The 26,284-nt window shown below is 38.8% G+C and carries 22 protein-coding genes; 5 read left to right on the plus strand and 17 right to left on the minus strand.

What is annotated here, in order from left to right; translation table 11 throughout:
* Positions 1-108: 108 nt before the first annotated feature.
* The 9 genes from PU629_RS19115 to PU629_RS19155 all read right to left on the minus strand — a co-directional run bounded on the left by PU629_RS19115 (position 109) and on the right by PU629_RS19155 (position 8,353).
* On the minus strand, positions 109-828 hold the full coding sequence (locus tag PU629_RS19115) for a ThuA domain-containing protein (RefSeq protein WP_275281628.1): 720 nt from the start codon (positions 826-828) through the stop codon (positions 109-111).
* 39 nt (positions 829-867) lie between these two features.
* The gene (locus PU629_RS19120; protein WP_275281629.1) at positions 868-1,506 is read right to left on the minus strand and encodes a histidine phosphatase family protein; all 639 of its coding nucleotides are present in this window, start codon (positions 1,504-1,506) and stop codon (positions 868-870) included.
* A 49-nt stretch (positions 1,507-1,555) separates the two neighbouring features.
* On the minus strand, positions 1,556-2,392 hold the full coding sequence (locus PU629_RS19125) for a carbohydrate ABC transporter permease (protein WP_275281630.1): 837 nt from the start codon (positions 2,390-2,392) through the stop codon (positions 1,556-1,558).
* Entirely contained in the window at positions 2,392-3,267 is an 876-nt protein-coding gene (locus tag PU629_RS19130) for a carbohydrate ABC transporter permease (protein ID WP_275281631.1), read from the minus strand. Before PU629_RS19130 ends, PU629_RS19125 begins: the two co-directional genes overlap by 1 nt.
* Positions 3,268-3,424: 157 nt before the next feature.
* The gene (locus PU629_RS19135; protein ID WP_275281632.1) at positions 3,425-4,693 is read right to left on the minus strand and encodes an ABC transporter substrate-binding protein; all 1,269 of its coding nucleotides are present in this window, start codon (positions 4,691-4,693) and stop codon (positions 3,425-3,427) included.
* A gap of 223 nt (positions 4,694-4,916) precedes the next feature.
* Positions 4,917-5,879 carry a LacI family DNA-binding transcriptional regulator gene (locus tag PU629_RS19140; protein ID WP_275281633.1) on the minus strand — a complete coding sequence of 321 codons (963 nt, stop codon included), beginning with the start codon at positions 5,877-5,879 and terminating at the stop codon, positions 4,917-4,919.
* A gap of 112 nt (positions 5,880-5,991) precedes the next feature.
* A complete protein-coding gene (locus PU629_RS19145; RefSeq protein ID WP_275281634.1) occupies positions 5,992-6,780 on the minus strand; it encodes a ChbG/HpnK family deacetylase in 789 nt (262 codons plus the stop codon).
* Positions 6,781-7,178: 398 nt separating this feature from the next.
* Positions 7,179-7,919 (minus strand): SDR family NAD(P)-dependent oxidoreductase, encoded by a 741-nt coding sequence (locus PU629_RS19150; RefSeq protein ID WP_275281635.1) that lies wholly within the window; start codon positions 7,917-7,919, stop codon positions 7,179-7,181.
* Between the two features lie 128 nt (positions 7,920-8,047).
* Positions 8,048-8,353 carry an MEDS domain-containing protein gene (locus PU629_RS19155; protein WP_275281636.1) on the minus strand — a complete coding sequence of 102 codons (306 nt, stop codon included), beginning with the start codon at positions 8,351-8,353 and terminating at the stop codon, positions 8,048-8,050.
* Positions 8,354-8,594: 241 nt separating this feature from the next.
* On the opposite strand from PU629_RS19155, the gene PU629_RS19160 reads away from it, so the two are divergent.
* Positions 8,595-9,338 (plus strand): sulfite exporter TauE/SafE family protein, encoded by a 744-nt coding sequence (locus PU629_RS19160; RefSeq protein ID WP_275281637.1) that lies wholly within the window; start codon positions 8,595-8,597, stop codon positions 9,336-9,338.
* A gap of 159 nt (positions 9,339-9,497) precedes the next feature.
* Here PU629_RS19160 and PU629_RS19165 read toward each other — a convergent pair whose 3' ends face one another.
* Positions 9,498-9,929: a YfmQ family protein gene (locus tag PU629_RS19165; protein ID WP_275281638.1), complete on the minus strand. Its 432-nt coding sequence runs from the start codon at positions 9,927-9,929 to the stop codon at positions 9,498-9,500.
* A gap of 132 nt (positions 9,930-10,061) precedes the next feature.
* Positions 10,062-11,141, minus strand: a complete 1,080-nt coding sequence (locus PU629_RS19170) for an acyl-CoA dehydrogenase family protein (RefSeq protein ID WP_275281639.1) — start codon at positions 11,139-11,141, stop codon at positions 10,062-10,064.
* Between the two features lie 754 nt (positions 11,142-11,895).
* Between PU629_RS19170 and PU629_RS19175 the strand changes: the two genes are divergently transcribed.
* Positions 11,896-12,858 carry a bile acid:sodium symporter family protein gene (locus PU629_RS19175; protein ID WP_275281640.1) on the plus strand — a complete coding sequence of 321 codons (963 nt, stop codon included), beginning with the start codon at positions 11,896-11,898 and terminating at the stop codon, positions 12,856-12,858.
* A gap of 258 nt (positions 12,859-13,116) precedes the next feature.
* Here the strand turns inward: PU629_RS19175 and PU629_RS19180 are convergent, their stop codons facing one another.
* Complete coding sequence (locus PU629_RS19180) at positions 13,117-13,893, minus strand: arginase family protein (RefSeq protein WP_275281641.1); 777 nt, start codon at positions 13,891-13,893, stop codon at positions 13,117-13,119.
* Positions 13,894-14,511: 618 nt separating this feature from the next.
* Entirely contained in the window at positions 14,512-15,243 is a 732-nt protein-coding gene (locus PU629_RS19185; protein ID WP_275281642.1) for an AAA family ATPase, read from the minus strand.
* A 293-nt stretch (positions 15,244-15,536) separates the two neighbouring features.
* On the opposite strand from PU629_RS19185, the gene PU629_RS19190 reads away from it, so the two are divergent.
* The gene (locus tag PU629_RS19190) at positions 15,537-16,046 is read left to right on the plus strand and encodes a DoxX family membrane protein (RefSeq protein WP_275281643.1); all 510 of its coding nucleotides are present in this window, start codon (positions 15,537-15,539) and stop codon (positions 16,044-16,046) included.
* 116 nt (positions 16,047-16,162) lie between these two features.
* Here the strand turns inward: PU629_RS19190 and PU629_RS19195 are convergent, their stop codons facing one another.
* Positions 16,163-19,327 (minus strand): efflux RND transporter permease subunit, encoded by a 3,165-nt coding sequence (locus tag PU629_RS19195; protein ID WP_275281644.1) that lies wholly within the window; start codon positions 19,325-19,327, stop codon positions 16,163-16,165.
* Positions 19,328-19,639: 312 nt separating this feature from the next.
* On the opposite strand from PU629_RS19195, the gene PU629_RS19200 reads away from it, so the two are divergent.
* Entirely contained in the window at positions 19,640-20,314 is a 675-nt protein-coding gene (locus tag PU629_RS19200; RefSeq protein WP_275281645.1) for a response regulator transcription factor, read from the plus strand.
* Complete coding sequence (locus PU629_RS19205; RefSeq protein WP_275281647.1) at positions 20,311-21,378, plus strand: HAMP domain-containing sensor histidine kinase; 1,068 nt, start codon at positions 20,311-20,313, stop codon at positions 21,376-21,378. Before PU629_RS19200 ends, PU629_RS19205 begins: the two co-directional genes overlap by 4 nt.
* Before the next feature lie 328 nt (positions 21,379-21,706).
* On the opposite strand, the gene PU629_RS19210 is transcribed toward PU629_RS19205, so the two are convergent.
* The 3 genes from PU629_RS19210 to PU629_RS19220 all read right to left on the minus strand — a co-directional run bounded on the left by PU629_RS19210 (position 21,707) and on the right by PU629_RS19220 (position 26,276).
* A complete protein-coding gene (locus tag PU629_RS19210) occupies positions 21,707-22,675 on the minus strand; it encodes a tRNA dihydrouridine synthase (protein WP_275284500.1) in 969 nt (322 codons plus the stop codon).
* Between the two features lie 277 nt (positions 22,676-22,952).
* Positions 22,953-24,377 (minus strand): degradosome RNA helicase CshA, encoded by a 1,425-nt coding sequence (gene cshA / locus PU629_RS19215; protein WP_275281648.1) that lies wholly within the window; start codon positions 24,375-24,377, stop codon positions 22,953-22,955.
* A gap of 651 nt (positions 24,378-25,028) precedes the next feature.
* Positions 25,029-26,276 (minus strand): DUF4153 domain-containing protein, encoded by a 1,248-nt coding sequence (locus tag PU629_RS19220; protein WP_275281649.1) that lies wholly within the window; start codon positions 26,274-26,276, stop codon positions 25,029-25,031.
* Positions 26,277-26,284 lie beyond the last annotated feature (8 nt).

The following is a 26,284-nucleotide window of genomic DNA, read 5'->3' on the forward strand; positions in this document are numbered from 1 at the left end:
TCTAAAAGAGAAGTATAAAAACATGCGCTCACCGAGGTGAGCGTCATGTTTATTAATAAAAGCAAACCCAATGGAATTTGTCTTTTGATGAGAAAGTAAAAGCCACTTCTATTTATCAAAACGCTCTAAAGGCTGTACATTCCCGCGAATAGGTTGATTCTGATTTAATGGCTTAACATAATTAACTGCATTCACGATAACACGTTGAATATCATCCTGGTGGTAAGTCGGGAATGTTTCATGTCCTGGTCTAAAATAAAAAACCTTCCCTAATCCGCGGTTAAATACGCATCCACTTCTAAAAACTTCACCACCACGGAACCAACTTAAGAATACCAATTCATCAGGTTCAGGAATGTCAAAATGCTCACCGTACATTTCTTCATGATCTAGCTCTATATACTCGCCAATTCCTTCTGCAATTGGATGACTTGGATTGACCACCCATAAGCGTTCGTTCTCACCGGCTTCACGCCACTTTAAATCGCAGGTTGTTCCCATTAAACTCTTGAAGATTTTCGAAAAATGGCCGGAATGTAAAACAATTAAGCCCATTCCTTTTAATACACGGTCCTTTACCTTTTCAACAATTCGATCATCAACTTTATCATGTCCGGTATGCCCCCACCATATAAGAACATCTGTTTCATTTAGCACATTGTCAGTTAGACCATGTTCTGGCTGTTCTAAAGTTGCTGTTTTTGCTTCAAGACCATTTTCTTTCAAAAAATTTGCTATCGTACCATGGATTCCTTCAGGATAAACGTCTCTTACTTCAGCATCCGTTTGTTCATGAATGTTTTCATTCCATACTGTTACCTTTACCATAAAGACAACTCCCTTTTTCATTAATTAAATTAAATTTGATTAATAAGCTTTTGCATTTAGGTCAAAAGTTAATTCCCCTAGATGGTCGATGTACATTTTGTATCCTACACACTTTCCATCCTCATTAATTTGATATTTGAAAATACCCGCATTCGGACAAGGGTTCATTGTTTCTTCGACGACGATCTTCTTCAGTTCACCCGTTGTCGCTCCATGCCCAAATACTAGGACTACCGAGTTTGAGGAAATGTACTTTTGAATAACTTCCTTATAGAATTTATTGACTCTTTCTTTTACATCATCTTCTTTCTCTGGCCATTTAGGCCACCACTGATCATTAGGAGACGTCTTGTAGAATTGACTGTTTGGAAACTCACCGATAATATCTGAGATCGTCTCCCAGTTATGATCTCTATAATCCAATGAAAGTTCATGGAAAAATTCACACATCTCTGGTGCAAGATGAATAGGCAGCTTCTTCTGGTCAGCTACTGGATTGGCCGTTTCTATCACCCTTCTTAAGGGGCTGCTGTAAATGACATCTACATGGATATCTCTAAAGAACTCTTGCAGACATATGGCTTGTTCTTTTCCGAATTGCGACAACCCCGCGTTTGGGGAATCACCCTTACCAATATTCAATAGGGATTGAGCATGTCTAATGATGTATAAATCCATTCCTTTGTAACCTCTCTTCTTTAACTATAACGATGTGGCACTATAGTCATTATTTTATTGCTCCCTCTCCAATTCCTTTGATAATGTACTTCTGTGACAACACATAGAAAATAACGACAGGAATAATGGTTAACACTAATCCAGCCATTGCTAGGTTCCACTGTATTGTGAACTCTCCGAAGAAGAAGAAAGTTGAAAGCGGAATGGTTCTAAGATTCTCACTAGAGAGCACCAATGAAGGTAACAGATAGTCATTCCATATACCAATTACATTTAAAATAATGACCGTCGCCGTTATAGGTTTTAACATCGGAAAAACAATTCTCCAAAAAATCCCAAATCTTGAACAACCATCAATTGTTGCGGCCTCTTCCAAAGAAACTGGAATCGATTTAATAAAACCATGATAAAGAAATACACTCATTGCGGCGTGAAAACCTATGTTCATGTAGATTAAACCACCTCGTGAATCCATCATTTTAAGGTGGAAGAGCTGTTGAATCTCATTCATCAGCTGCATTAAGGGCATCATTAACGTCTGAAAAGGTATGATCATGGTGGCAACAAGAATCATAAAAATTACTTTACTTAGTTTATTATCGTGTCTTACTAGTACCCATGCTGTCATTGAAGATAGCATGACGATAAAAAAGACCGATATAATCGTAATAATTAATGAATTTTTTAAGGCAATTAAAAAATTCATCTGCTGCATAGCTTGGCTGAAGTTACTGAAATTAAAATGAGAAGGAAAGGCTAACACATTTTGATATAATTCAGACCGATTTTTGAATGAATTGACAAGCAAAATATAAATAGGAGATAAGAATGCAATGCCTATTAACAAGATGACTAATCCTGCTAGAAATCTATTAAACTTTCTCATTACATTTCTACCTCCCTCTTTTTCGTGATAGACACTTGAGTTAAGGTAATAACCGCAACAATTATGAAGAAGATCACTGCTTTTGCTTGCCCATACCCATAATTACTGTTTCCAAAAATTTCATTATAAATATTCATTGAAAACAGTTCTGTTCCATTAACGGGTCCGCCATTAGTTAATGAGAGGTTGATATCATAGATGTTAAACGCATTTGCTAGAGTTAAAAACAAACATATTGTAAAAGACGGCATCAATAAAGGACAAATAATTTTAGTTAATCTCTGCCATGAGTTAGCACCATCCACTTTCGAAGCCTCTAATATCTCATTCGGCAAGGCTTGAATTCCTGCGAGATAGATAATCATGGTGTAGCCTGCCATCTGCCACGCAAAAACAATAACCATTGCATATAAACCAAATTGGGGTTTTAAAAGCCAATCAAAGAAAACGTGGTGAAGACCTGTCATATCACTAAGAATTTGAAAACCATCGGTAAAAATAAATTTCCAGATATAGCCAAGAATTAGTCCACCTATTAAATTTGGCATGAAAAGCATTGTTCGGGTCGCCTTGACCGTAGGAAATTTTGTTGTCACGATTAACGCAAAAATCAATCCAAATAGGTTAACTAATATGACGGCCATGATTGTAAACTCAACCGTGTGCCATGCCGATGTTAAAAATCGGGTATCACTAACTGTTTTTGCAAAATTACCCAATCCAACAAATACCTTTGGATCTGCAGGAATCCCATCCCATTTAAAGAATGAATAATAGATTCCCGAAATAAAAGGAATAATCACGACTGTTGTGAAAATAAAAAGCAATGGAACTGTAAAAAGCAAATTAACGCCTATATGTTTCCTATTACGCATGACAATCCTTCCTTTTTTGTTTTTTACTAAATCAACTCTAAAATAACAAGGCCCCTCTAATGCACTATTGCTTAAGGCAATTAGACAGGGCCAGCAATTTTAAGAAAGTTTCATTCACACTTCTTAATATATATTTACTAAACCAATAGAGATAACCTTATTGACCTGAACCACTTTGCCATGCTTGATCTAATGCTTTAAGGAATTGCTGTCCTGTCATAGACGGTGTTAGGAAGAATTGTTGAGCAACCTGCACTAAGTTGTTTACAACCATATTGCTCGGGAAGTCGTTAAAAGCCCAAGGGATGGTTTGACCGCTTCTCGAAGCATCTAGCACTTGTTGAGACAATGGATCTAATTTACTAGCTTTAATGTTTGTCATGGCTGGAATAAATTTGAATTTATTTACTATATAATCTTGACCTGTTTTGCTTGTAAACATCCAGTTTAAGAAATCATTTGCAGCCTTAATTTGAGCTGGGCTTGCATTTTTATTGATTGCCCAGTTGTTTGATACGCCAACAGCTAATTTATTGTTACCGTCTAACGGGAATGGCATCATCCCCATTTGAAATTTCAGTTTATAAGAACTAAACATCGGGTATGCCCAGTTACCTTGGTGGATCATGGCGTCTTTTCCGTTGGCAAAATCCCCAATTTCTTTATCGTAAGTCACTTTTAATGGGTTAGAGGTATATTGTCTAATAGCGACCATGAATTTTGCGAAATCTTGGAAAGTCTTGTTTCCTGACATCGTTACCTTACCCTCATTTAATTGTTGAATAAATTGTTGAGGGTTAGATTGCATTGCGAATGGTGTATTAATAATATGACCAATTAAGAAGTATGCTTCTTGTGAAAGTCCGAGACCGTTAATCCCTTTGGCCTTCATTTGTTTAAGAGTGTTGACAAAGGAATCGTAATCGGTTACATCTTTTGGATCAATTAAACTTTTGTTATAAACTAAACCGAACCCTTCCACATCATACGGAACACCCACAACTTTACCATTTATTTTTAATGCCATATTAGGAGCAATATCCTTTACATAACTTTGATCGCTCATGTCATATAGATAAGACTTTAATTTATCTGCTTCAGAACCTGGTAAAGTTCCTGGTGAAATACTCATAATAGTTGGTCCCTGATTACTTGCAAGTTTTGTTTGTAACTGTTGAGCATAACTATCTCCTGTTGTACCCCAAACATCCACCTGAACACCCGTTTGCTTTGTATAAATCTTTGCCAATTGTTCCAATTGCTTTGAAATTTCTACTTTGCTTTGAAAAATTGTAATTTTTACTGGTTCTGAACTTTTTGAGCTATTACCATCGCTACTGCCTTTCGTCCCGCAGCCAGCTAGAACAATGGACAGGGATAAGCAAACTACGATCATCCATATAAAGTGCTTTTTCCTTGGTTTCACAAAAAATCCCTCCAAATAAAATATAGAACGCTTACATAAAACGCTTACATTTAATGGAACTTTTTAGGTAAAACGTTTTAGTAAAACGTTATACTAATTATTATTCACCCTAAATTATTTGTCAATAGAGAATAGAAAAAATATTAACCATTCACAAAGAACGAAAATTTAATAATGGGACTACCCTGATAAGATTGAATCATGTTGTAATGACTAGACTCAATTATCTTACAGAATTTCTCCACTTAATTTTTGCCCGTATTTTATAAGGTGCTTCTAGCTGCTTCCCCTCTATTAACTCTATAATTCTCTTGGCAGCCATACTCCCATTTTCATAATATGGGATTGTGACTGTCGTTAGCCCGGCTACTTCCGCTATGTTGCTGTCATCAAACCCTGTTATCGAAATATCTTCTGGTATCTTGATATTTTTTTCTTTTAAGGCTTGGATTGCACCAAGTGCCATATCATCATTGGCACAAACAAGAACTTCAGGTAATGTACCACTAACCAAAAGTTGTATTACCGCTTGATAGCCACTTTCCTCATGGTAATTGCCATCAAAATAGTACTTCGATTCAAATGGAATATTATTATTTGTTAAGCAGTCCAAAAAACCAGAAAACCGCTCTTTATTATCTAATGTATTTTTCCAACCTCCAATATACCCGAACTTTTTGAATCCCCGATTGACCAAAACTTGGACTAATTCATACATTACGGGATAGTTATCAACAACTACACTTGAAATAAATGGGTTATCAATTAATCTATCCATTAGGACAATAGGAAATTTCCGTTTAGATAAAGTAATAAAGAACTCGTCACTCATTTTGACATCAAGAGATATAGCCCCGCTTGAGAAATTACTCTTCATTAAATTTTCAGCAGATTTATGTGTACAAATAATCAGATCATACCCGCTATCATTAAGCTGATCACTAATTCCTTCGATTATTTTTAGATAGAAACTTCTGTCAAAATCGCTAAAATTAAAAACAATCGTATTCGTTTTTCCCGCCTTTAAGTTTTTCCCCATGATATTTGGATGATAATTTTGTTCTTTACATATTTTTAATATCCGTTCTCTTGTGGTAGCACTTACATTTTTGCGTCCGTTTAAAACATTAGAAACTGTAGAAATTGATACCCCTGAAAGCTTTGCAATCTCTTTAATATCAACCATTCGTCATATCAACTCCTATGAAGTTCTATAATTTATTCAAATTAAAAAAGTTGAATGAATAGAATCGATTAATTTCTCCATTTTCATTCATCTCATTATATTAGTCTTGATTTCAAAGCCTTCTTAAAGTTGTATAGTCAATTAAATCAATATCGAATAATTCAATAGTCTGACGCAACTCTTTATCCAAAAAGAGCTCCAACTCTCTTTCTCTGTAATCATTTAGGATAGATAGAGACCTAAGTTGATCATCTGAATAACCCGGATGACAGCCAATCTCTACATAACAATACTTAGCTTTAGCTTCTTCTAAAAAGTGAACAATATCTCTTTTTGTATGGTAGGGTGCTTCCTGGTTAAAATAAACCATTTCAACCGTTTTAATCTTATTATCATCTAGTTTCTTTTGTAAATAGGCTTTTTCATCTCCAATCAAAAGGGATACTTCGTTTCTTAATGGAACTTTATACTTTTTAGCAAGCCTTATAAACACCTCCAAAACCTCTTCATTTTTCAACATAAATCCATGATGAGTATCCAAATGGGTTAATTCTAAATCAAATGTTAAAAAATACTCAATTTGTGCAGTAAGTTCGAGTTCTAATTCATTTGCATCAATTGATTTTTCGAAAAATTCATCTCTATTAAAAAACCTACCTTCATAATTTACAAGAGTTGGTATGTCAACTGCCGGTAACTTTGAATAGCCCATCGTTGCCAATAAATGCATACCCATTTTTCTAATATCGTTCTTCTTTGCTAAGGCCACACTTTTTTCAAATCCTGGAGCTGTGACCAAGGCACTTGTTTCAGTAATAACCCCATTTTTCATACCGTGTATTATGCCCAAACTCACATTTTCTGTCAGCCCAAAATCATCAGCGTGTACGATCAAATTCATGCTCTCTCCTCCTTTTAATCATCCGTTTCAAAACTAACGGATATTAGGAAAATTTCATTCGAATAATTGCTACTGCACTTAGTTTATCAACCACACTAAGAATAATAGAAATATAATAACACAACCTTAATACAAAATGTAGTGCACTAAATTAGTACTGTTTGAGTTTGAAGCTATATTAAATTTGTAGGTACAAGTCCATTCTTGATCCCCCATATGAGATTGAGAAGACATTTCGGTAGTGAAATAAAAAAGGGGTTATCTTCTTTTTGAAGATTTTCCCCTTGTTCGAAAACTTTCTTTATATAACTTTGAATTATAAAGAACATATCCCGTAATTGGGACAATTTCCTTTTTTGATAATTTGTCTATATCCAGAGTGCTAATCCGTTAAACAATTATTTCGCCGTATAACCACCATCAATGATTAGCTCTGTTCCCGTCACAAAGGTTGATTCATCAGAGGCAAGATAAAGTGCACCATAGACGATGTCCTCTGCCCTTCCAAGTCGCGGCCACGGTGTCTGTTCTTTTAATTTCTCAACATTTTTATTGGTGGCTAACATGGGTGTTTTAATAACGCCCGGATGAATGGTATTCACTCGGATACGATCCTTCGCATACTCCACTGCCGCTGTTTTAGTCAGCAGGCGGACAGCACCCTTTGATGCATGGTAAGCAGCAGAGCCGCCGCTTCCGACGATTCCCCATATGGAAGAAATATTGACGATAGAGCCTCCACCTGACTTGCGCATTTCTGGGGTCACATATTTGATTCCTAAGAAGATCCCTCGGGAATTGACTGATTGGATTTTTTCCCACATTTCTAAGGTTGTCTCTTCAATACCTTCTCGTGTAATGATACCTGCATTATTAATCAAGGCATGAACCGCACCAAAACGTTCTACCGTTTGTTCAATGACCGTCTTCCATCCCTCTTCTGAAGAGACATCATGTACAATAGTTAAAACATCTCCACCGTGGTTTTTAACACCAGCCGCAACACGCTTAAGGCCCTCTTCAGCAACATCGGTTAACACTAACTTAGCGCCCTCTTGTGCAAAAACCCGGGCTTCTGCTGACCCTTGTCCACCGGCAGCACCCGTAATAATAACGACTTTTCCATGTAAACGATTCATTTTGATACCTTCTTTTCAAGTGAAATTTAAATAGTCTAACCTCTCTCTCGCAGCATTATAAAGAATTTTGAATTCAATCGGTACGAGTATAAGAGGGTTGATCTTTTAACCTTCCTATTGGACTCGGATCAAATTAAATACTTAGCAACGGACCCGCCTTCAAAATTGCCATTAAGCCTATAAAAAGAACCATTTTCCTCAAAGTAAACATTTTCAAGTTCTTTTCTAGAAAAGACTGTATGTAATCTCTCTATAATTTCTTGGTAAAGATCCATTTCTTCTAATAGTAAAACCTTATGTCCCAGCTTAATTCCGTCCATGATAAAAGTCATTAAATTGTCTAAGTAAGCCGAATCATCATTAAAGACATAAAGAATATGCCCACCATTCTTAACAGGAAATCCTCTTCTAAGTTCGATTGAATTGATTGTCATGGTTCCCCCAAGATCATATGGATTTTTTAATTTTTATAAACTCAATTTAATTCTAACATTCGAAAAATAAAGTGTATAGGATGAGGTCTCAAACCCATATGACCTGCGCTTCCCTCTCATTGACCATAAAAGAGACGACACAAATTCACCCCACTGGTCTCCACTTGCTTAATCAAATCGCATAAATTTTCAAATATCATTGTGCTATAATGAATACGTCTAAGATGGGGGTTGATAAAAAATGGAAATTGTCCTCACCATGCTAGTATTAGGGACGATTTTGGGCTTTATCGGGGCAGGTGGCTCTGGGTTTATCATTGCATTTCTAACGCTTCTCTTTAAGGTCCCCATTCATGTCGCCTTAGCTACATCATTGACAGCCATGGCGTTTACAAGTCTTTCCGGTGCAATCAGCCACTACAGAGAAGGAAATGTGTCCATAAAAGCAGGGGGAATCGTTGGAATATTTGGCGGAATTGGGGCTTTTGGAGGATCGAAAATAGCGTCTCTTATTCAAGAGAACGACATGCATTATTTAACCGCCGGGATGTTGTTCCTTTCAGCTATTCTTTTACTTTTCCGCATGATCTATTTAAAAAATGATGATCGAACCGAATCCAGTACAAATCGATATTTATTTGTGTTAAAAGCAGCACTCCTTGGCATTGTAACAGGCATTCTTTCTGGTACCTTTGGAATCGGATCAACCCCTTTTATTCAATTGGGACTGCTTACTTTCTTAGGGCTTTCTCTCCGGAAGTCAGTCGGAACAACCATGTTGGTCATCATTCCCATTGCTGTCGGAGGCGGAACGGGTTTTTCGACAGAGGGATTTTTAGATGTCACCCTATTAATTGAGGTGCTTGTTGGAACCATGGTCGGTGCCTATATCGGTGCCAAATTCACCAACTTCTTACCCAAAATGGTTTTAAAAACAGCGATGGTCATGGTTCCCTTTATTAGCGGGCTGTTGTTATTAGTTTGAATAGGAAAAATACGCTAACTATGTTTCCGGTTTAATGGCTTTTGTCAGATAGACTTCAAACCGCTTTAGAGTTCCAAAAAAGGTTAGAGTTCCAATTAACACAAAAGACGCATTTCCGAATGGAAAAGCGTCTTTTATCTGATTTAAAATCAGTACATCTTATACAGAAACTAGCGTTGGATCCATTGACTGTGATAACTTTTGAAGGTTCTCAGAAACAAGCCGATACATAACGACTTTCTTTCTATATTCTTTAAACACATCCACACGGCTCTCGTAACTATATATAAAGATCCTAACATCCTGCTTTCCTTCCTTAGTATGGATAACCAAAGGAGTGCCGCTACAGCTTGGAAGTTTATAATAGCGATAGCCAAAGGTGGCTTTGTTAAAGGAGCTAATGACCTGCTCCGAATTAACACCCGCCAATCGCTGATCCCCAAACTTTACTCTGGCTGTATCTTTATTAACTTGTTGATGCACCTCAAATCTTTTAAAAAACCGTCTCGCAACAGCGTTTGGTGGAGCAGCGGCGAACGCCATAACGATATGAATCAGAATCAAAGGTAATAATAGCCACCATATATTCATTGCTTTAAACCCCTTTTAAAATCTAGAATGTAAGAACTTAAGATGTATTAAAGACTAGGGTTGTTAAATTTACGTACTAGATCCCCACCAGAAACTAATCCTCTCTCTTTTACTTTTACAACTTTTTTTACATTAATTTTTTTCCAACCGCATTGATTGACGAAGGTTTTCCAGCTGTTTAACAGTTGGTGTTAAATTAAATAAGAAATAGGATTCACGGAGTCTTCTAAATGGATCACTATCCTTTAAATACGCTCGACCGCCTGAATACAGCATATCGTTATGAACAGCTTGAGATGTTAAATGAATGATTTCTAATCTAGTTAAAAGAATTTTTTGGTTAAACGCGACTAAATCAGCCAGTTTAGAATAATCGTATGTGGTTCTTTGAATTTCCTGTAACATTCTTCCTAAATCTTCAGGTTGAACATTTAAACCTTCAAAGTAGTCCGCATTCTCTCTTCGAACCTCGCTTAGATGATCGATTGATGCTGAAGCCACCCCTAATCCTAGTGGGATTTGGTATAGAACTAATGACGGTCGAATCTGTTGTATAAAATCATCCGGATCTTCAGTCAGTATCCATTTATCAGGAAGAAAAACGTTATTAAAAGAACAAGAGAATGTACGAGTACCATTCATTCCTACAAAACCGTTCTTTTCTTCAAGTCTTAACCCCTCAGCCTCTGCTGGTAAAATGCCTAGTAGCCGATGCTGATCATCTAAAGATGCCAATATGGTAAACCAATGACCATCTCCTAAATTTGAAACACTCGGTAAACTGCCAGTTATAAAATACCCGCCTTTTGTGCGTTCAGCTTTTAATTGAATGGTTCCAATACCTGCATAATACTTTAATGCATTGGACAAGCCCGTTCCTCCAAGTACTTTTCCCGATTCTAACAAAGGGAGAAGTTCTTCTTTAATATAAGGATTGGTACTCATCCTAACGGCAGTTAAAGCGGCTAAGTGACACCATAAAAGAAAAGCGGAGGTCATGCAATAAGTCGCTGTTTTTTCTATAAGTTGTACTTCTCTTTGCCTAACCTCTTTAATTGGCAACTTTGCTGAGAGTAATAAACCGGATCTTCCAACCGATTTTAGGAATTGACCCGGATAATATAACATTTGATCAATCTTCCCAATAAATGGCTCTACCTCATCTTTAAGGATTGGATCAATCAAATGAATATCTAAATGATGATTTATCATAGAAGTTCTCCTTATAATTCATGAAAAAATTAGCTTATTGAAAATTTATGTCACCACAAAAGGATGATACCCAAAAGCCTCTATCAAATGATAGAACTTCACCTAATAGATTCCAGAAACGGTCAATGATTCAAGGTGACACTCTAATCATAAACCTCCATTGAAGAGATAACACCATCCAATTCACCACTAATTTACCCAACCACTTATGGTTAAAACACATTTAAAGAAGGACGGGGTAATTTACCTGAACTCTAGAGAGACTAATTAAAAAGGACCGGTGAGATCAATTCTCAGTCGGTCCTTTTTCTTATTTAATTTGGGAGGTGAAAACAATCGCGCATGGCGTAGGCAACCTTTTCGAGTTAAGGGATAGAGATTTATTTTATGTAGGTATAAGCCCCACCTTCGCTTAATACCTGTGATGGCCACAGTCGCCATCCAACCTATATTCATCGTACCATTACAACGTTAAGATAAAATTAACACAGTGTTAAGGTCTCATAAAGATTAGCAGATCGTGTTACAATCTACAAGTTTTCCATCTGACAAAGGACTTCCCAGAGCCCTTCTCACCAAGTGTCTTTTGGTTGTCCCCCCGCAAGAATTATGCCAGTCATTCTCCTTACTCACTTTTTATGAAGGGCTTCACTATTGTAACCGTTTTAAAATCATTCTCAACAATAAATATTGTTGAAAGATTCTAATTTTATAGTACAATATAAGTTATTCGACAATTTTTGGAGGTAAGATCATGAGAGTCGTTGAGAAAATAAGCACATTTGCAGGAAAAACGTTTACGATTTGGGTCATTATTGTGGCGGTGCTCGCTTATATGCTGCCTGGGGATTTTAAATGGATAGGAGCCTACACAGTTCCACTGTTGGGTATTGTCATGTTTGGGATGGGATTAACACTCTCAGCTGCTGATTTTAAAGAAGTCTTTCGCAGACCTAAGGAGGTCGCAATAGGGGTCGTTGGCCACTTTATTATCATGCCATTATTAGCCTTCTTATTATCTATCGGATTACATTTACCAAAAGAAGTGGCCGTTGGGGTGATTCTCGTTGGTTGCTGTCCAAGCGGGACTTCATCCAACGTCATGGTGTTCTTAGGAAGAGGGAATGTTGCCTTAGCCGTTTCCATTGCCTCTGTCTCTACTATTTTGGCACCTATCTTTACACCTCTTCTTATTTTGTTATTGGCAAGTAAATGGGTACATGTCAGCATTCTTTCCTTATTCATATCAATTGTTAAAGTTATCATCATTCCATTGATTCTTGGTTTTTTAATCAAGAGATTCTTTGGAAAACAGGCCGCTGCTGGTTCAAAAGCCATGCCTCTTGTATCCGTTATTGCCATTATCTTGATTGTATCAGGGGTCGTTGCCGGCAGTCAGCCACAAATTGCTAAAACTGGTTTACTCATATTTGCCGTAGTCGTTCTTCATAACTTACTTGGCTATTGTTTAGGATTTTTCTTTTCTCGATTATTCGGCATGGAATTGTCCAAACAAAAGGCGGTTGCCTTGGAAGTTGGGATGCAAAACTCAGGACTTGGCGTAGCAATTGCCTCCGCAAGTTTTTCTCCTTTAGCAGCCGTCCCAAGTGCCATTTTCAGTGTTTGGCATAATATCTCTGGATCTATTTTAGCTTTCATTTTCAGCAAATTGGATGATGGGAAAGGGAAAGAAGGCAAGAACAAAATGGCAGGCTGATTTTTCGGAATAGATCGAACATAAACTCCCGATATAACAACTTGATTAATGTCTTATTAACCATACCTTTTCTCAAACTGATGAGTCTACCAAGTTGTCAGATTTATTAACAATCATTCAACGGGGACAGACCTCTACTGAAAGAATTACTACTTGCAGAGGCCTGTCCCCACTAATTATTGAAGAATTACTACTTGATGAGGTCTGTCCCCACTAATTACTGAAACAATAGCTGCTTGACGAGGTCTGTCCCCACTATTATTGTGGAATGGAATGGTGACTATTGTTGATCTGAAGACTATCTAGAATAGCTCGATTGACTCGTTCATTCTTTCTTATTTTGTCATACGTTTCTTTATCCAAAAAAGGATATTGAAGAGTTGGCCATTCTCCGCATATATCCATTCCTAATACCTCGATACGACTATCAAGTTTTCGTAATAAGTTTAAAAGCTGCAATAACCCCATACTTCCCTGATCCCAGTTGGTTGCCGCTGCCTTATCGTATAAAACATCCTTATCAACACTGACGTAAATAGGCCCTTCGATAAATTGTTCAATTCTTTCTTGTACAGCCCTCATTGAAAGATTCATAAGTTCCTCTTCCGCTATTAACATGACACGCTCCGAATACAAAGGCTGCGAGCGAGCACCGACTATGACTACTCTTTGTAGATAAGGAAGGTGATCTAAGGAATAGCTGACCCAAGACCCGCAGCTAATAACACCCGGAATATCGTTTGCCATCGCATCAGTGTGGTGATCAAACAATACTAATGAAAATGGCTCTTTTATTTTCTCTAAAAGTAAATAGGTTACATAATGATAGTTTCCGTTACCAATGTAAGTAATAGAATGGACATCTATATCCGCTAATCGCTTTCTGATCTCCTCCAAGGAATCAAACGTACAATAGCCTTGGGTACTAGGTATATCGTGGACATCGATCCATCTATGCGGGAAATCCACTAGCATTTCTTGGGTTACGAGTGTTTCATCGAAATTCATCAGGTTGATATGAGTGATTTCTTTCATAGTCATCCTCCCCAATTCTCAGTACTGGATAGATAGCTTAAAAGATAACGCTTCCATTAATGAAGAATGAGAGTTTGCTAATCTAATGTTGTTGGTAAAAAAGCCGTCAATTTGATAATAATGATTTTGTAGTTTTGTTCTAACTTGGCTCTGCAGAGGGGCCCTTAGGAGAGTTGAATCAGGGATGCACGGTTCAAAAGAAGCCACCCTTATCAAACAACTTAATTGTTTGAGTTGTATATGCAACCCTATCAGTCAATCCTTTTTCTCCAGCTCGCTTATTCTCTGTTCTAACTCCCTTACCTTTTTACTCGAATGAATGAACTTCTGCTTAAACCATCTCAGAGCTCTATAACATAGCCATCCCACCAAACATACAATCACTAAATCCACGATAACATTAACCAAAGAGACCGTTCCCATTTTTCTCCTTTCAGTCCCATTTGCTGAGCAACTCATAAGTCGATTGATATTGTTTTAATTTTAGCACTATTTCGTCCCTTGTTGGAGAAAACAAGAAAAAAAGATCAAGCAACCCACAAGTCGCTTCATCCCTTTTTATAGTGGCTCCCATCTTTTAGGCCCATCCATCCGCATGATGGATCCTGGACCCTCCTCTCAGGGCAAAAACAGTTCTTCTAAGTATCGCTCCTTTCCATTTAGAAATCCCTTTGTTAGTTGATAATGTTCGGTGTCTTCATATTTGACGCTTTCAATTACACGTGAATCAAAACTAAAAATCTTTGCGCCTGGATATCCGAGAAGAATTGGCGAATGGGTCGCAATGATAAATTGAGACTGGCCATTACTCACCAATTGATGCATGACCCTCATAAACGCTAATTGGCGAGCCGGTGATAAGGCGGCCTCGGGTTCATCTAATAGGTAAATCCCCTTACTTGAGAAGCGATTTAGAAATAAGGATAAAAAGGATTCTCCATGAGACTGATGGTGTAAGGACCTGCCTCCATATCCTTGATAATTAAAGTCCGGATCTTCCCTAGACAGCTGATCCAAATGAGAGGCAAAATGATAAAAGCTTTCCGCCCTTAAAAAGAAGCCCTGATTGACTTTGGGTAACCAAGATAACCGAATGTAATCTCCTAAAGCCGCTTCGGATGAGTCGACATCATATTGATTGTTTCTTCCACCACCTGAAGTATTAAACTCGCACTTGTAGGCAATAGCCTCGAGCAAAGTCGACTTACCCGAACCATTCTCCCCTACAAAAAACGTAACGTCACTTTCTAAGTCCAATGTATCCATTCCTCTTATAGCAGGAACAGTAAATGGGTAGGTATTGAAATCCTTCACGTCGTCTCTCAAAAGAGTAATCTTACGCAAAAACAACTAGCGACACTCCTTTCATCTGAGAACTCCCTCTATCTAAATTAAATTATACGTGATGTTCGGATGAAACCAAACTGTAAAACTTTAATAGATACGAGGTTGCCCTCTTGAACAATCACCTCTTCAAGACCATTATTTTTCCCGAAAATCAAACAAGGCTAACGGTATTCGCGTCGTAATTCGGTTTAGTTTCAAAATACAGCTGAACGAGTTCGGACTTTTTTCCTATTGATAAGTCTGAACTTTTAATTGATAATGATAATCAATATCAATTAAATAAGGAGGACTTAATCATGCTGATTCATTTTTTAAAGACGAACCGTTTTGTATCTCTCTTGCTTATGGTACTTAGACTCTATCTGGGATGGCAGTGGTTAAAAGCGGGTTGGGAGAAGTTATCGGGATCAGGCTTTGATGCTCGCGGCTTTCTTTATGGAGCCGTCAAAAACATGTCTGGTGAACACGCTGCTGTTCAACCTTGGTGGGGGAATTTTTTAAAGGAATTTGCCCTGCCACACGTTACTGTTTTTAATGTGATCATTCCTTTAGGCGAGCTCCTAGTAGGGATTGGATTAATTCTCGGGATATTGACCTCCTTTTCTATCCTGATGGGACTCACAATGAATTTTGCTTATCTCTTATCTGGATCAACGAGTACCAATCCACAAATGCTATTACTGGGAATGGTCCTTCTATTCACAGGAAACAACGCTCACAAAATAGGATTGGATTACTGGTTCATCCCACTACTAAACAAAATCATTAAAAAAGCGGGCACTAAACAGATGTCACAAAGCGCTTAGTCTTAGTAAAGTTACCTCGATTCTTGTTTTCAATGGATGCTTTCAAAAAAAAGAGAGAGCGGAGAGCCCTATACAGATGCTCCTCCACTCTCTAATAATGAGGCCTTTGCCTCTTTTTAGTTTTCTTTTCCGTTCACTTTAAGCTTCTTGTTCCGGCGCTTCATAAGCAACTCATAAACAAGTGGAACAATAAATAAAGTTAATAAGGTTGAGCTTGTTAGACCACCGATAACAGAAATACCTAATCCTTTAGAGATTAAGCCCCCGCTTCCTTCCATCCCGAACGCGAGAGGAAGCAACGCACAAATGGTGGCAATAGCTGTCATTAAAATTGGACGCAGTCGTGTTGTGGCTGTTTCAAGAAGGGCTTCTCTTGTTGATAAGCCTTCTTTTTCTTTTCTCACAACTCGATCGATTAAAACGATCGCATTGGTCACCACAATACCGATTAACATAAGGGCACCGATCATGACGGACACACTGATCGTTTCACCTGTTACAAACAGGCCAACAAAGGCGCCGACAATGACAAATGGCAGTGAGACAAGAATAGCTAATGGAACCAACGCACTTCCAAATGTCACCACTAAAATAAAGTAAACAATGGCAATAGCCGCTAACATCGCCATCCCTAATTGCGAGAAGGATTGATTCATGTCCGCTGTGACCCCGCCTATTGAAGCTTTCACCCCAGAAGGCATCGCCAATTTATCAATCTGCTTTTGAACCGCTGCACTTACCTTTGAAACATCCTTCGATTTTATTTCACCGGTAACACTCGCATAAATATCCCCGTCTTTTCTTGTAATCGTATCAGAGGTTTTACCCTTTTCCAATTTGGTAACCTCGGAAACTTCCACATTCTTACCAAGTGGAGATTGTAAGGTTTTATTGGTTAAGTCGTGAACACTGTTATAGCTCTCGGTATCACTTTTGAGATAGACATTGACATCTTTTCCATCACTCTTGATGGTCGTCAGAAGTTGTTGTTGATTATTCTGTCCAAGTGTCGAGCCGATTTGAGCTGTTGTCAGTCCGTACTCACTTAATTTCTCTCGATTTACCACGAGTGAGTTTTGAACATAGTTTTTAGACAAACTGGAGTCAACATTCTTAAGATCTTTATTCTTCTTCATGATGTCTTGAATTTTATTAATAGTTGGCTTAATTTGTTCAATGGATGAACCATTGACCGTAACCGTTAAATCATTGGAACTTCCAGTACTTGACATACTGATGGTCCCCCAGCTCCCTTTGGTCGTTAACTTTTTCAAGTGAGCCAAGACTTTAGTCTGTTCCTTTGAAAAGTTGGGCGTATTTTTATCATATTCCACATAGAACAAGGCGCTATTATCTTGTCCCTGCCCCATTGACATTGGGTTCCCGCCACCAATTGAGTATTGCACAGTTTTGACATGATTGCGTTGTTCAAAATAGTTGTCTGCCTTTATTCCAACCTTTTTCACATCAGAGAGAGTTTGGCCTGGATCTGGGCTGTACGTGATTTCTAAGGCTTCTTGCTGATCGGATCCAATAAAACTCATACCGATAAATGGAACAAGACATAAAGAACCGACAAGTAGAAGGATCGCAATGGCGGAGACGATCCACTTATGATTTAAAGACCAATTAAGGAAATGGCGATAATAGGAGGCAAGCTTCCACGGCTTCGCTTCATCGTGCTTCTTTTTATCGTTGATCCCTTTCTTAAAAAAGCTGTGGGCAAGCATAGGTACCACAGTAATTGCAACTAATAAGGAAGCAAGCAGTGAAAAGACAATCGTTAAAGCAAATGGCAAGAAGAGCTGACCTACCATTCCAGAAACTAAGCCCATCGGCAAGAAGACGGCGATGGTGACAATCGTCGAACTCATGATCGGAACAAACATTTCCCGTGTTGCCGCAATAATAAGGTCGCGCCCTTTTAATGTTTCCTCAGACAAGGACATTCGCCGATAAATATTTTCAATAACCACAATCGAATCATCTATGACACGGCCAATCGCAACCGTCATGGCACCCAAGGTCATAATATTTAACGTTATCCCCATCTCTTTTAACAGGATAATCCCAATTAATAGAGAAAGTGGAATGGAGACCACTGAAATGATCGTTGATTTAAAGTTTCTTAAAAAGAGTAGAATAATAATCATCGCAAAGATCGCGCCAAGGATCGCCTTTTCTAGCATGGCATGAACCGAATCCTTAATCGGCTGTGCTTGATCCAAAGTCGTGACAACATGAAGTCCAGGCACGTCTTTTTTCATCTTCGTTATCTCACTGTTTACCGCATTTCCCACATCAACCGTATTCGCATCAGAAGATTTGACAACTTGAACGGCAATGGATGGCTTTCCGTTTGTTCGACTTATGGACTCCGTTTTACCAACCATTTTAATCGTCGCTAGATCGCTAAGCTTAACCGTTGGCAGCTTAGTTACAGGCACTTGACTGGACATTCCCGCACTCTGAACGGACGATGGCTGCATCGAGGAGGTACTATTCGACTGAGCGCTTGGTACTTGAGAGGTTCCTGTACTTTGAATCGTTATAGGTAAGTTTTTCAAATCCTTAAGTGTTGTCAATTTCCCATTAACTGAAACCGATTGTTGGGAATCATTAAAGTTATACAGTCCGAGTGGGTAATCAAGATTATTATTTTGAATGGCCTGCTCAACTGTCTGTTCAGTTAAACCATATTTCTTTAATTGATCTTGTTTAAATGAAAGATCAACTTCATTCACCTCTTGTCCGGAAACATCGACTGCTGAAACACCCTTAATGCCTTTAAGGCTCGGTACTAATTTATTGTTAATGGTGTCTGTTAAACCAGCGAGGGATTTTCCTGACTGTGTTACACTTAATGTAATAATTGGAAAAGCATCAATGGACATCCGAGAAACAGTTGGATCTTGGACATTGTCCGGAAAATTAATAGAGCTGATGGCATCCTTCAAATTACTCTCTGCCTTATCCAAATCAGTTCCATAATCAAATTCAATTTGAACAGAGGATGAGTCTTTATTAGAACTGGATGTGACGGTATTAACACCTTGAACATTTTGGACGACCTGTTCAACCGGCTTGGTGACTTGGTCATCCACATCTTGAGGCGTTGCTCCAGGATCAGACGTCGTAATTGTAATGACTGGCAGCGTAATATTTGGCATCGTCTCCATTTTCATATTTAAAGCGGAATAGAGACCCGAGACAAGAACTATGAGTGTTAAAATCCATAAGGCAAATTTGTTATTAATTGAAAACAAAATAATTTTTTTCATCGTTTCCACCTATACTAGTTATTTTCATTTTTTCTAAATCAATCTGATGTACTTGTGTCATGATTACATATGTCTACCCAATGACTATGACCAGACGGAACCCGCTCAACCGTACACTGCTCTTGTTCTTTTTACAAAATCCAGCTTGAATCTCAAGTATCAGCACTCCTCCATTCCCAGGGTCACTTCTAGATTATCAATCAAAAGTAAACTGAAAATCAACTGGATGAAAAAAAAACAGTTGATTTTCAGTTTACTTTTCAAAGGTATGATAGAAATTAGGATGATTAAGATTATGGAGGCACTTTTCATATGTTCAAACTGCTAGTTGTGGAAGATGACCTAAACACTCGTAAATTGATGTGTGCTGTATTAAAGCAACATGGCTTTGAAACATACAGCGCAGAGGACGGACTCTCTGCACTTCAATTAATGGAGAGGCAGCATATTGATTTAGTCGTGCTTGATTTAATGATGCCAAATATGGATGGCTATGAATTGACACGCCAACTAAGACTTTCATGGGAGAATTTGCCCATTTTGATGGTAACAGCCAAGCAGAAGCCAGAGGACAAGCGAAAAGGGTTTCTCGTTGGAACGGATGATTATATGACAAAACCGGTAGACGAGGAGGAGATGGTCCTTCGTATTAAAGCCCTTCTCCGCAGAGCAAAAATTGCTAGCGACCGCCAGTTAGAAGTCGGCCATGTCATACTCGATTATGATGCCCTCACCGTGTCCCGTGAAGACACGGTGATTACGCTGCCCCAAAAAGAGTTTTATCTTTTATATAAACTGCTTTCTTATCCAAATATCATTTTTACGCGGATGCAGCTTATGGATGAGATTTGGGGAATGGATACTGAAACCGATAACCATACACTCAATGTCCATATTAACCGCCTAAGAGACAGATTCAGGGATTGGAGGGAGTTTGAAATTATTACAGTGCGTGGATTGGGTTATAAGGCGGTGAGAAAGACTTGAGAGATTTTATAAAAAAACGATTAAGCCTTGCTATAACTTTGGTAATGTTTGTATTCGGAGTTATGGTGGCGACCTTTTGCTTAATTGGGGGCAGTTTCATACTCTTACAGCATCTGGGCATTATTTCCCTTTCTGCTCATACAACACGTCATAGTGGTGAAACGAACGGAAATCCGCTTTTAAGTTTATTTTTATTTATTGTACTCTGCATTTTGCTAGGAACCGCCTTAACTGCGTTTCTTAGCAGAAAAGCACTCAATCCGATCCGCAAGGTCATTGACGCCACACATAAAGTAGCGAACGGCGATTTTAATGTTCAAGTCAATATCAAGGGAATCGGCGAACTCGAAGAACTGTCTCAGAGCTTTAATAAAATGACACAAGAGCTTTCAAGTATTGAAACACTAAGAAGCGACTTTATCAACAACTTTTCCCATGAATTTAAGACACCTATTGTCTCCTTACGCGGTTTTGCCAAACTTCTCAGGGAAAACCATCTAACGGAGGAAGAAAGACGTGAGTATCTTGATATTATCATTACAGAATCCGAGCGTTTAGCGGCGCTTTCTACCAATGTGCTCACCTTAGCCAAATACGAGAACCTTGAAATTATTGTTGATAAGACCCCTTTTAGGCTAGATGAGCAAATCAGAAGGACCATCGTTTTAATGGAACCCAAATGGTCGGCAAAAGACATCACCATGAATGTCGAATTAGATGAAGTGATTTACAACGGAAATGACGAATTAACCCAGCAGATTTGGCTTAATCTATTAGATAACGCGATAAAATTCTCCCATCACGGCGGCGCCATCACACTGACCCTTACAAATGTCATCAAAGGAATTCAATTGGTTATTCAGGATGAAGGGACAGGCATGGATTGCCAGACAAAGGCGCATATCTTTGATAAATTTTATCAGGGGGACACTTCGCATTCGAAATCGGGTTACGGACTTGGCCTTCCACTTGTAAAACGGATCGTCAATCTTTGCGGCGGCAGCATTAGCGTACAAAGTGAGCAAGGAGAAGGCAGCACATTTACCATTGAATTGCCGTATTAACGCAACTCAAGCTCCGAGATTAAATAGGCGGGCTCACTGCACCATTTGTACAACCCCTGTTCTAATCGAACACAAAAAGCACCTCAATGGGTGCTCTCAGATTGTAGACAAAAGGCCCTCAAATTAATTTCGAGGGCCTTTTGTCATCTTTTAGAGGCGGAAAACGTATTCTCGCTTAAGCCTAACTAATTTAATCAAGCCTACTCCTCCGAATTCCTTCATGATTGGGCTTCTTTGTTTTGGCATCTTGCTGTCTCCCCCCAAAGGAAACCTGATGTGCCCTTGCCAGAATTGTGAGTCACATGCGGAGACGGCAGTCATCCTTTCATCAACAGTCTTCCAGCCCAAAGTGATCGAGCAATGCACGCACTTCATCTGTTGACTCGGTGCTCATCAATTGATTTCTTAGCTCACTTGCCCCGCGAAATCCTTTAACATAGATCTTAAAAAAGCGACGAAGAGGTTTGAATGGACGAGGCTCTAATTCCTTTGAATACTTGTCATGAAGGTCAAGCTGCAATCTTAAAAGATCAAGCAATTCCTTACTGCTATGCTCTTTCGGCTCTTTTTCAAAGGCAAATGGATTTTTAAAAATACCTCGCCCTATCATAACCCCATCCACACCATATTGCTGAGCAAGCTTCATGCCCGCTTGACGATCAGGAATATCCCCATTGATCGTCAAAAGTGTATCTGGTGCCACTTGATCACGAAGCTTCTTAATCTCCGGAATCAGCTCCCAATGAGCATCCGCTTGACTCATTTCCTTTCTTGTACGCAGATGAATGGACAGATTAACGATGTCTTGTTTCAATACATGTGTGAGCCATTCCTGCCATTCGTCCACATCCGTGTAACCAAGCCTTGTCTTCACACTGACAGGTAATCCCCCTGCTTTTGCTGCTTGTATCAGTTCTGCCGCAACGTCAGGACGGCGGATCAAGCCGCTTCCTTTTCCTTTGGGTGCCACATTAGCAACAGGGCACCCCATATTGATATCCACACCTCTAAATCCTAACTCCGCAACACCCTTACTCATTTGCCGGAAATACTCAGGCTTATCCCCCCATATATGGGCCACAATGGGTTGCTCATCTTCAGTGAAAGCCAAACGCCCGCGTACACTTTGCTTCCCATCTGGGTGACAGTAACTTTCTGTATTTGTAAACTCTGTAAAAAACACATCCGGTCTGGCGGCTTCACTCACGACATGTCGGAACACAACATCCGTCACATCTTCCATCGGTGCCAGTATAAAAAATGGTCGCGGTAAATCACGCCAAAAATTATCGTTCATCTTCACTGTCAATTCCCCTCATTATTGATACCAAGTCAAACTCTTCGCTTCCTGCTCATTTACACTTATAGCAGATTCAAGCCCTTTTTATCAAACGATAGTCATTTTCGAACATTAAACGGTTAACCAGCCTGTCCCAGAAGTTCCTTTTGTCTGTCCCAAACAAGCTATTACATCCATTGTATGACAAAATAGAGATTTTTTAAAAGCTAATAAGTTCCAGAAGCAGGGAGAAAAAATAAAAAAGAGGATGATATAAGGAATCATCCTCCGCTATTCATTTTGCTTTATTTGAACGTCTGCCTCTTCTTTCAAATCCTCTATTTCCTTTATTATTGTTTCTTCTTGGCTTCTCATTAAATCTTTTTTTCGGTTTACTGGAATATCGAGGCGCCTCGGAAGTCAACTGAACAGGAACATCACTTTGTTCCTTCGACAACAATTTCAAGGCGATTGACACTAAAGCTACAGGATTATACTGCTCAAGCAATTCGCTTGCGGCCTGTTCAAAATGTACATACTGTTCCTCATCAAGTGCTTGAACCATTTTTTCAACGGTCGCTTTCTGGATGGACTCCATGGCCTCCTCTAAAGTCGGAATCGTTTTACGCTGTATCTTTCCTTTAGAGGCTTTTTCGATACTATGAATTAATCTTGTTTCCCGTGGTGTAGCAAAGGTTATAGCTAACCCCGTCTTACCTGCTCGTCCCGTTCTGCCGATTCGGTGAACATAGCTTTCTGGGTCTTGAGGGATGTCAAAGTTGTAGACATGAGTCACCCCTGAAACATCAATTCCCCTTGCCGCCACATCGGTTGCAACTAAAATTTCAATGGCACCTTCACGAAATTTATTCATGACGGCATCACGCTGGCGCTGATTTAAATCGCCATGCAGTCCTTCAGCAAGATACCCTCGCTTAGTTAATCCATCGCTTAGTTCATCCACACGTCTTTTTGTTCTGCCAAAGATTACAGCTAACTCTGGATTATTCACATCAAGAAGACGGCAAAGCGCTTCAAATTTGTCTCGTTCATTAACCTCATAATAAACTTGCTTGACACTTGGAGAGGTCACTTCCTTTGCCTTCATCTTAATTAGCTCAGGATCGTTCATAAACTTTTCTGCAAGGTTTCGAATCGGTTTAGGCATGGTAGCCGAGAACAGCATCGTTTGTTTTTCTTCGGGTGTTTCTTTGAGGATTCGTTCAATATCCTCCAGGAAGCCCATATCTAACATCTCATCCGCTTCATCCAAAACAACCATCGAGACTCGGTCCAACTTCAGTGTTTTACGTTGAATATGGTCCAAAAGTCTACCAGGAGTACCCGTTATAATGTGTGGCCCCTTTTTTAATGCCTTAAATTGACGGTCTATAGATTGTCCACCGTAAATAGGAAGAGACGAGATCCCCATGTATTTGGCCAAACGATTGATCTCTTCAGATACCTGGATCGCTAATTCTCTTGTCGGTGCAATGACGATTGCCTGAACATATCTTTGGCTCGTATCCACTTTCTCCAAAAGAGGGATGGCAAAAGCCGCTGTCTTTCCTGTACCGGTTTGTGCTTGGCCGATAAGATCTTTCCCCGTCAAAGCAGTAGGGATTGCTTTCTCTTGGATCGGAGAAGCTTCCTCAAATCCCATATCGGTAATTGCTTTTAGAATTGTCTCTCTTATACCCAATTCCTGAAATGTCGTCATCGCTCAAAAACCCCTTCTATATTGTTTGCTATTTTTTATATTGGTCTATACGACTTGATTGAATGCACTATTTAATTATTTTTTAATCGTTATTTAGAAAAACCCTACATATATTATAAAGGTTTTAAATGAGATTAGAAAAACTCAGCTTATCTCCAATTCCTTAATAGCAAAAGGCGTCGCATTTCTTATACTACCATCCTTTAGCACTTCAGAGAAATTTTAAACGTGTTGGCAAACTTTCCCTATTGATTAAAAGCTCCCCTTTTACCCTGATTGGCTGCATAAACGCCATCGTAATATTGAATAAAGCTTGGGGTTTCTCCCCAAGCTTTGCTTTGTACAAGTTCATTAAACGCTACCGCGAATTTTTGATAAATAAGCGGACAAATTCCCCTTATTTAAGAAATCGCACTAAAAATAGCTTAAATAGGAGGAAAAATTCCGGCTATGGACTTCAAAAAGCGTCGTTGAGAGTCATTTTACCCTACTTAACCGGAAAACTTCCGCTTATTTCCCGCACCTGAGCTCGATTTTGCTATATAACCGGAAAATCTCCGCTTATTCTGGTTACTCAAAAAGGACACTAAGTTTTTGATAAATAAGAGGTTCATGTGAAATAGAATGCAGTTTTCCGCTCATTCCTAGAGCCTATTTAAAAATGATTGGAAAAGTAAAGATAACGAAAGCTGCCCATATCCCGTATACTGGCAAATACTTAGTAACGGCGTCTTGGATAATCGACGGTCCGGATTTATCTTGCAGAAAACGGATATAGGGTTTCATAATCCAAATTAGATTTGCCCAGATCAACAGGTTTACACCTAAAACAGCAAGTCGATTAGGAGTAATCCCATAAGAAGACAGTCTGAACACGATGGCTGACAAAGCCACACTGTCAATAATAAGTGCAAGAACAATTAAGATAACATTGATATAATCTGAAATGTTCTTTTTCCTTTCAGAATCACTTTCGATAATGGAAAAAATGGTAACAGCCAATACACCAAGGAGTATTCCGTTAAAGGCAATCAAGAAATTGCGGTCCAAGAATGGATTTTTCCCGACCCCTATCACCGTTATTAGGTAGACCACCAATGTGGCTAGGACAATTGGACTAAAGATTTTTGCTAGATAGGGTGTCATATTCTTAGCAAGTTTAAGGTTCATGGATACTAAATAGGCAGCCACAACCGCTAGAGCAGCAGCTCCAAATAAAATGACATTACTAAAATAAAAATCTTCAATATCTAAACCAACAAAACTAAACAACCGCATGGTTAATAGTGCTAACACCATTCCGCTAGCTGCCATGCATGCATAGAGAATACCATATTCTAAGTTAAATTTAATATAGGCTAGCCTTGCACTTCCTTTTGAATAGTCATTTCCTGTGAACGCAAGCCCCACCACTCCCCATAAAAATAGGGGAAGATGCAAATAAGCAAGGATCGTACTGTCTTTATCATTTAATGGAAGAAAATTAAGATACACCCCCGAAATTAGAAACAGCACGATAAGCGAGTAAATAACACTTTTCCTCGGAGTGTTATTGTAAACAAAATAGGCGGCGATAAAAGGAATGATACCAAAAGCCAAGTTAATTGGAGCGATTGCTTCTTGAGAAACAAAATAAAAAATAATCCTAGTGCTAATCCCGGCCAGAATAGCTAAAAGGCCCATGATTAAGAACCCTTTTTGAAACAAGGAAGATTTTTCTGTATTAGCCATTTCCTTGAAATACAATCTTTCATACCAAACGCCAAGAACTGGAGAATCAGGATTAAGTTCCCTTGCATGGGAGAGTGACTTTTTAAAAGCTTTTGGGTCTTTTCTATACATCCTCTCCAACTCATGGGGATTATCCATATATTCAATGATCAGATTGTTATTGTCCACGGTTATAC

The sequence above is a fragment of the Pullulanibacillus sp. KACC 23026 genome (assembly GCF_029094525.1).
In the GTDB taxonomy this organism is placed as follows: Bacteria; Bacillota; Bacilli; order Bacillales; family Sporolactobacillaceae; genus KACC-23026.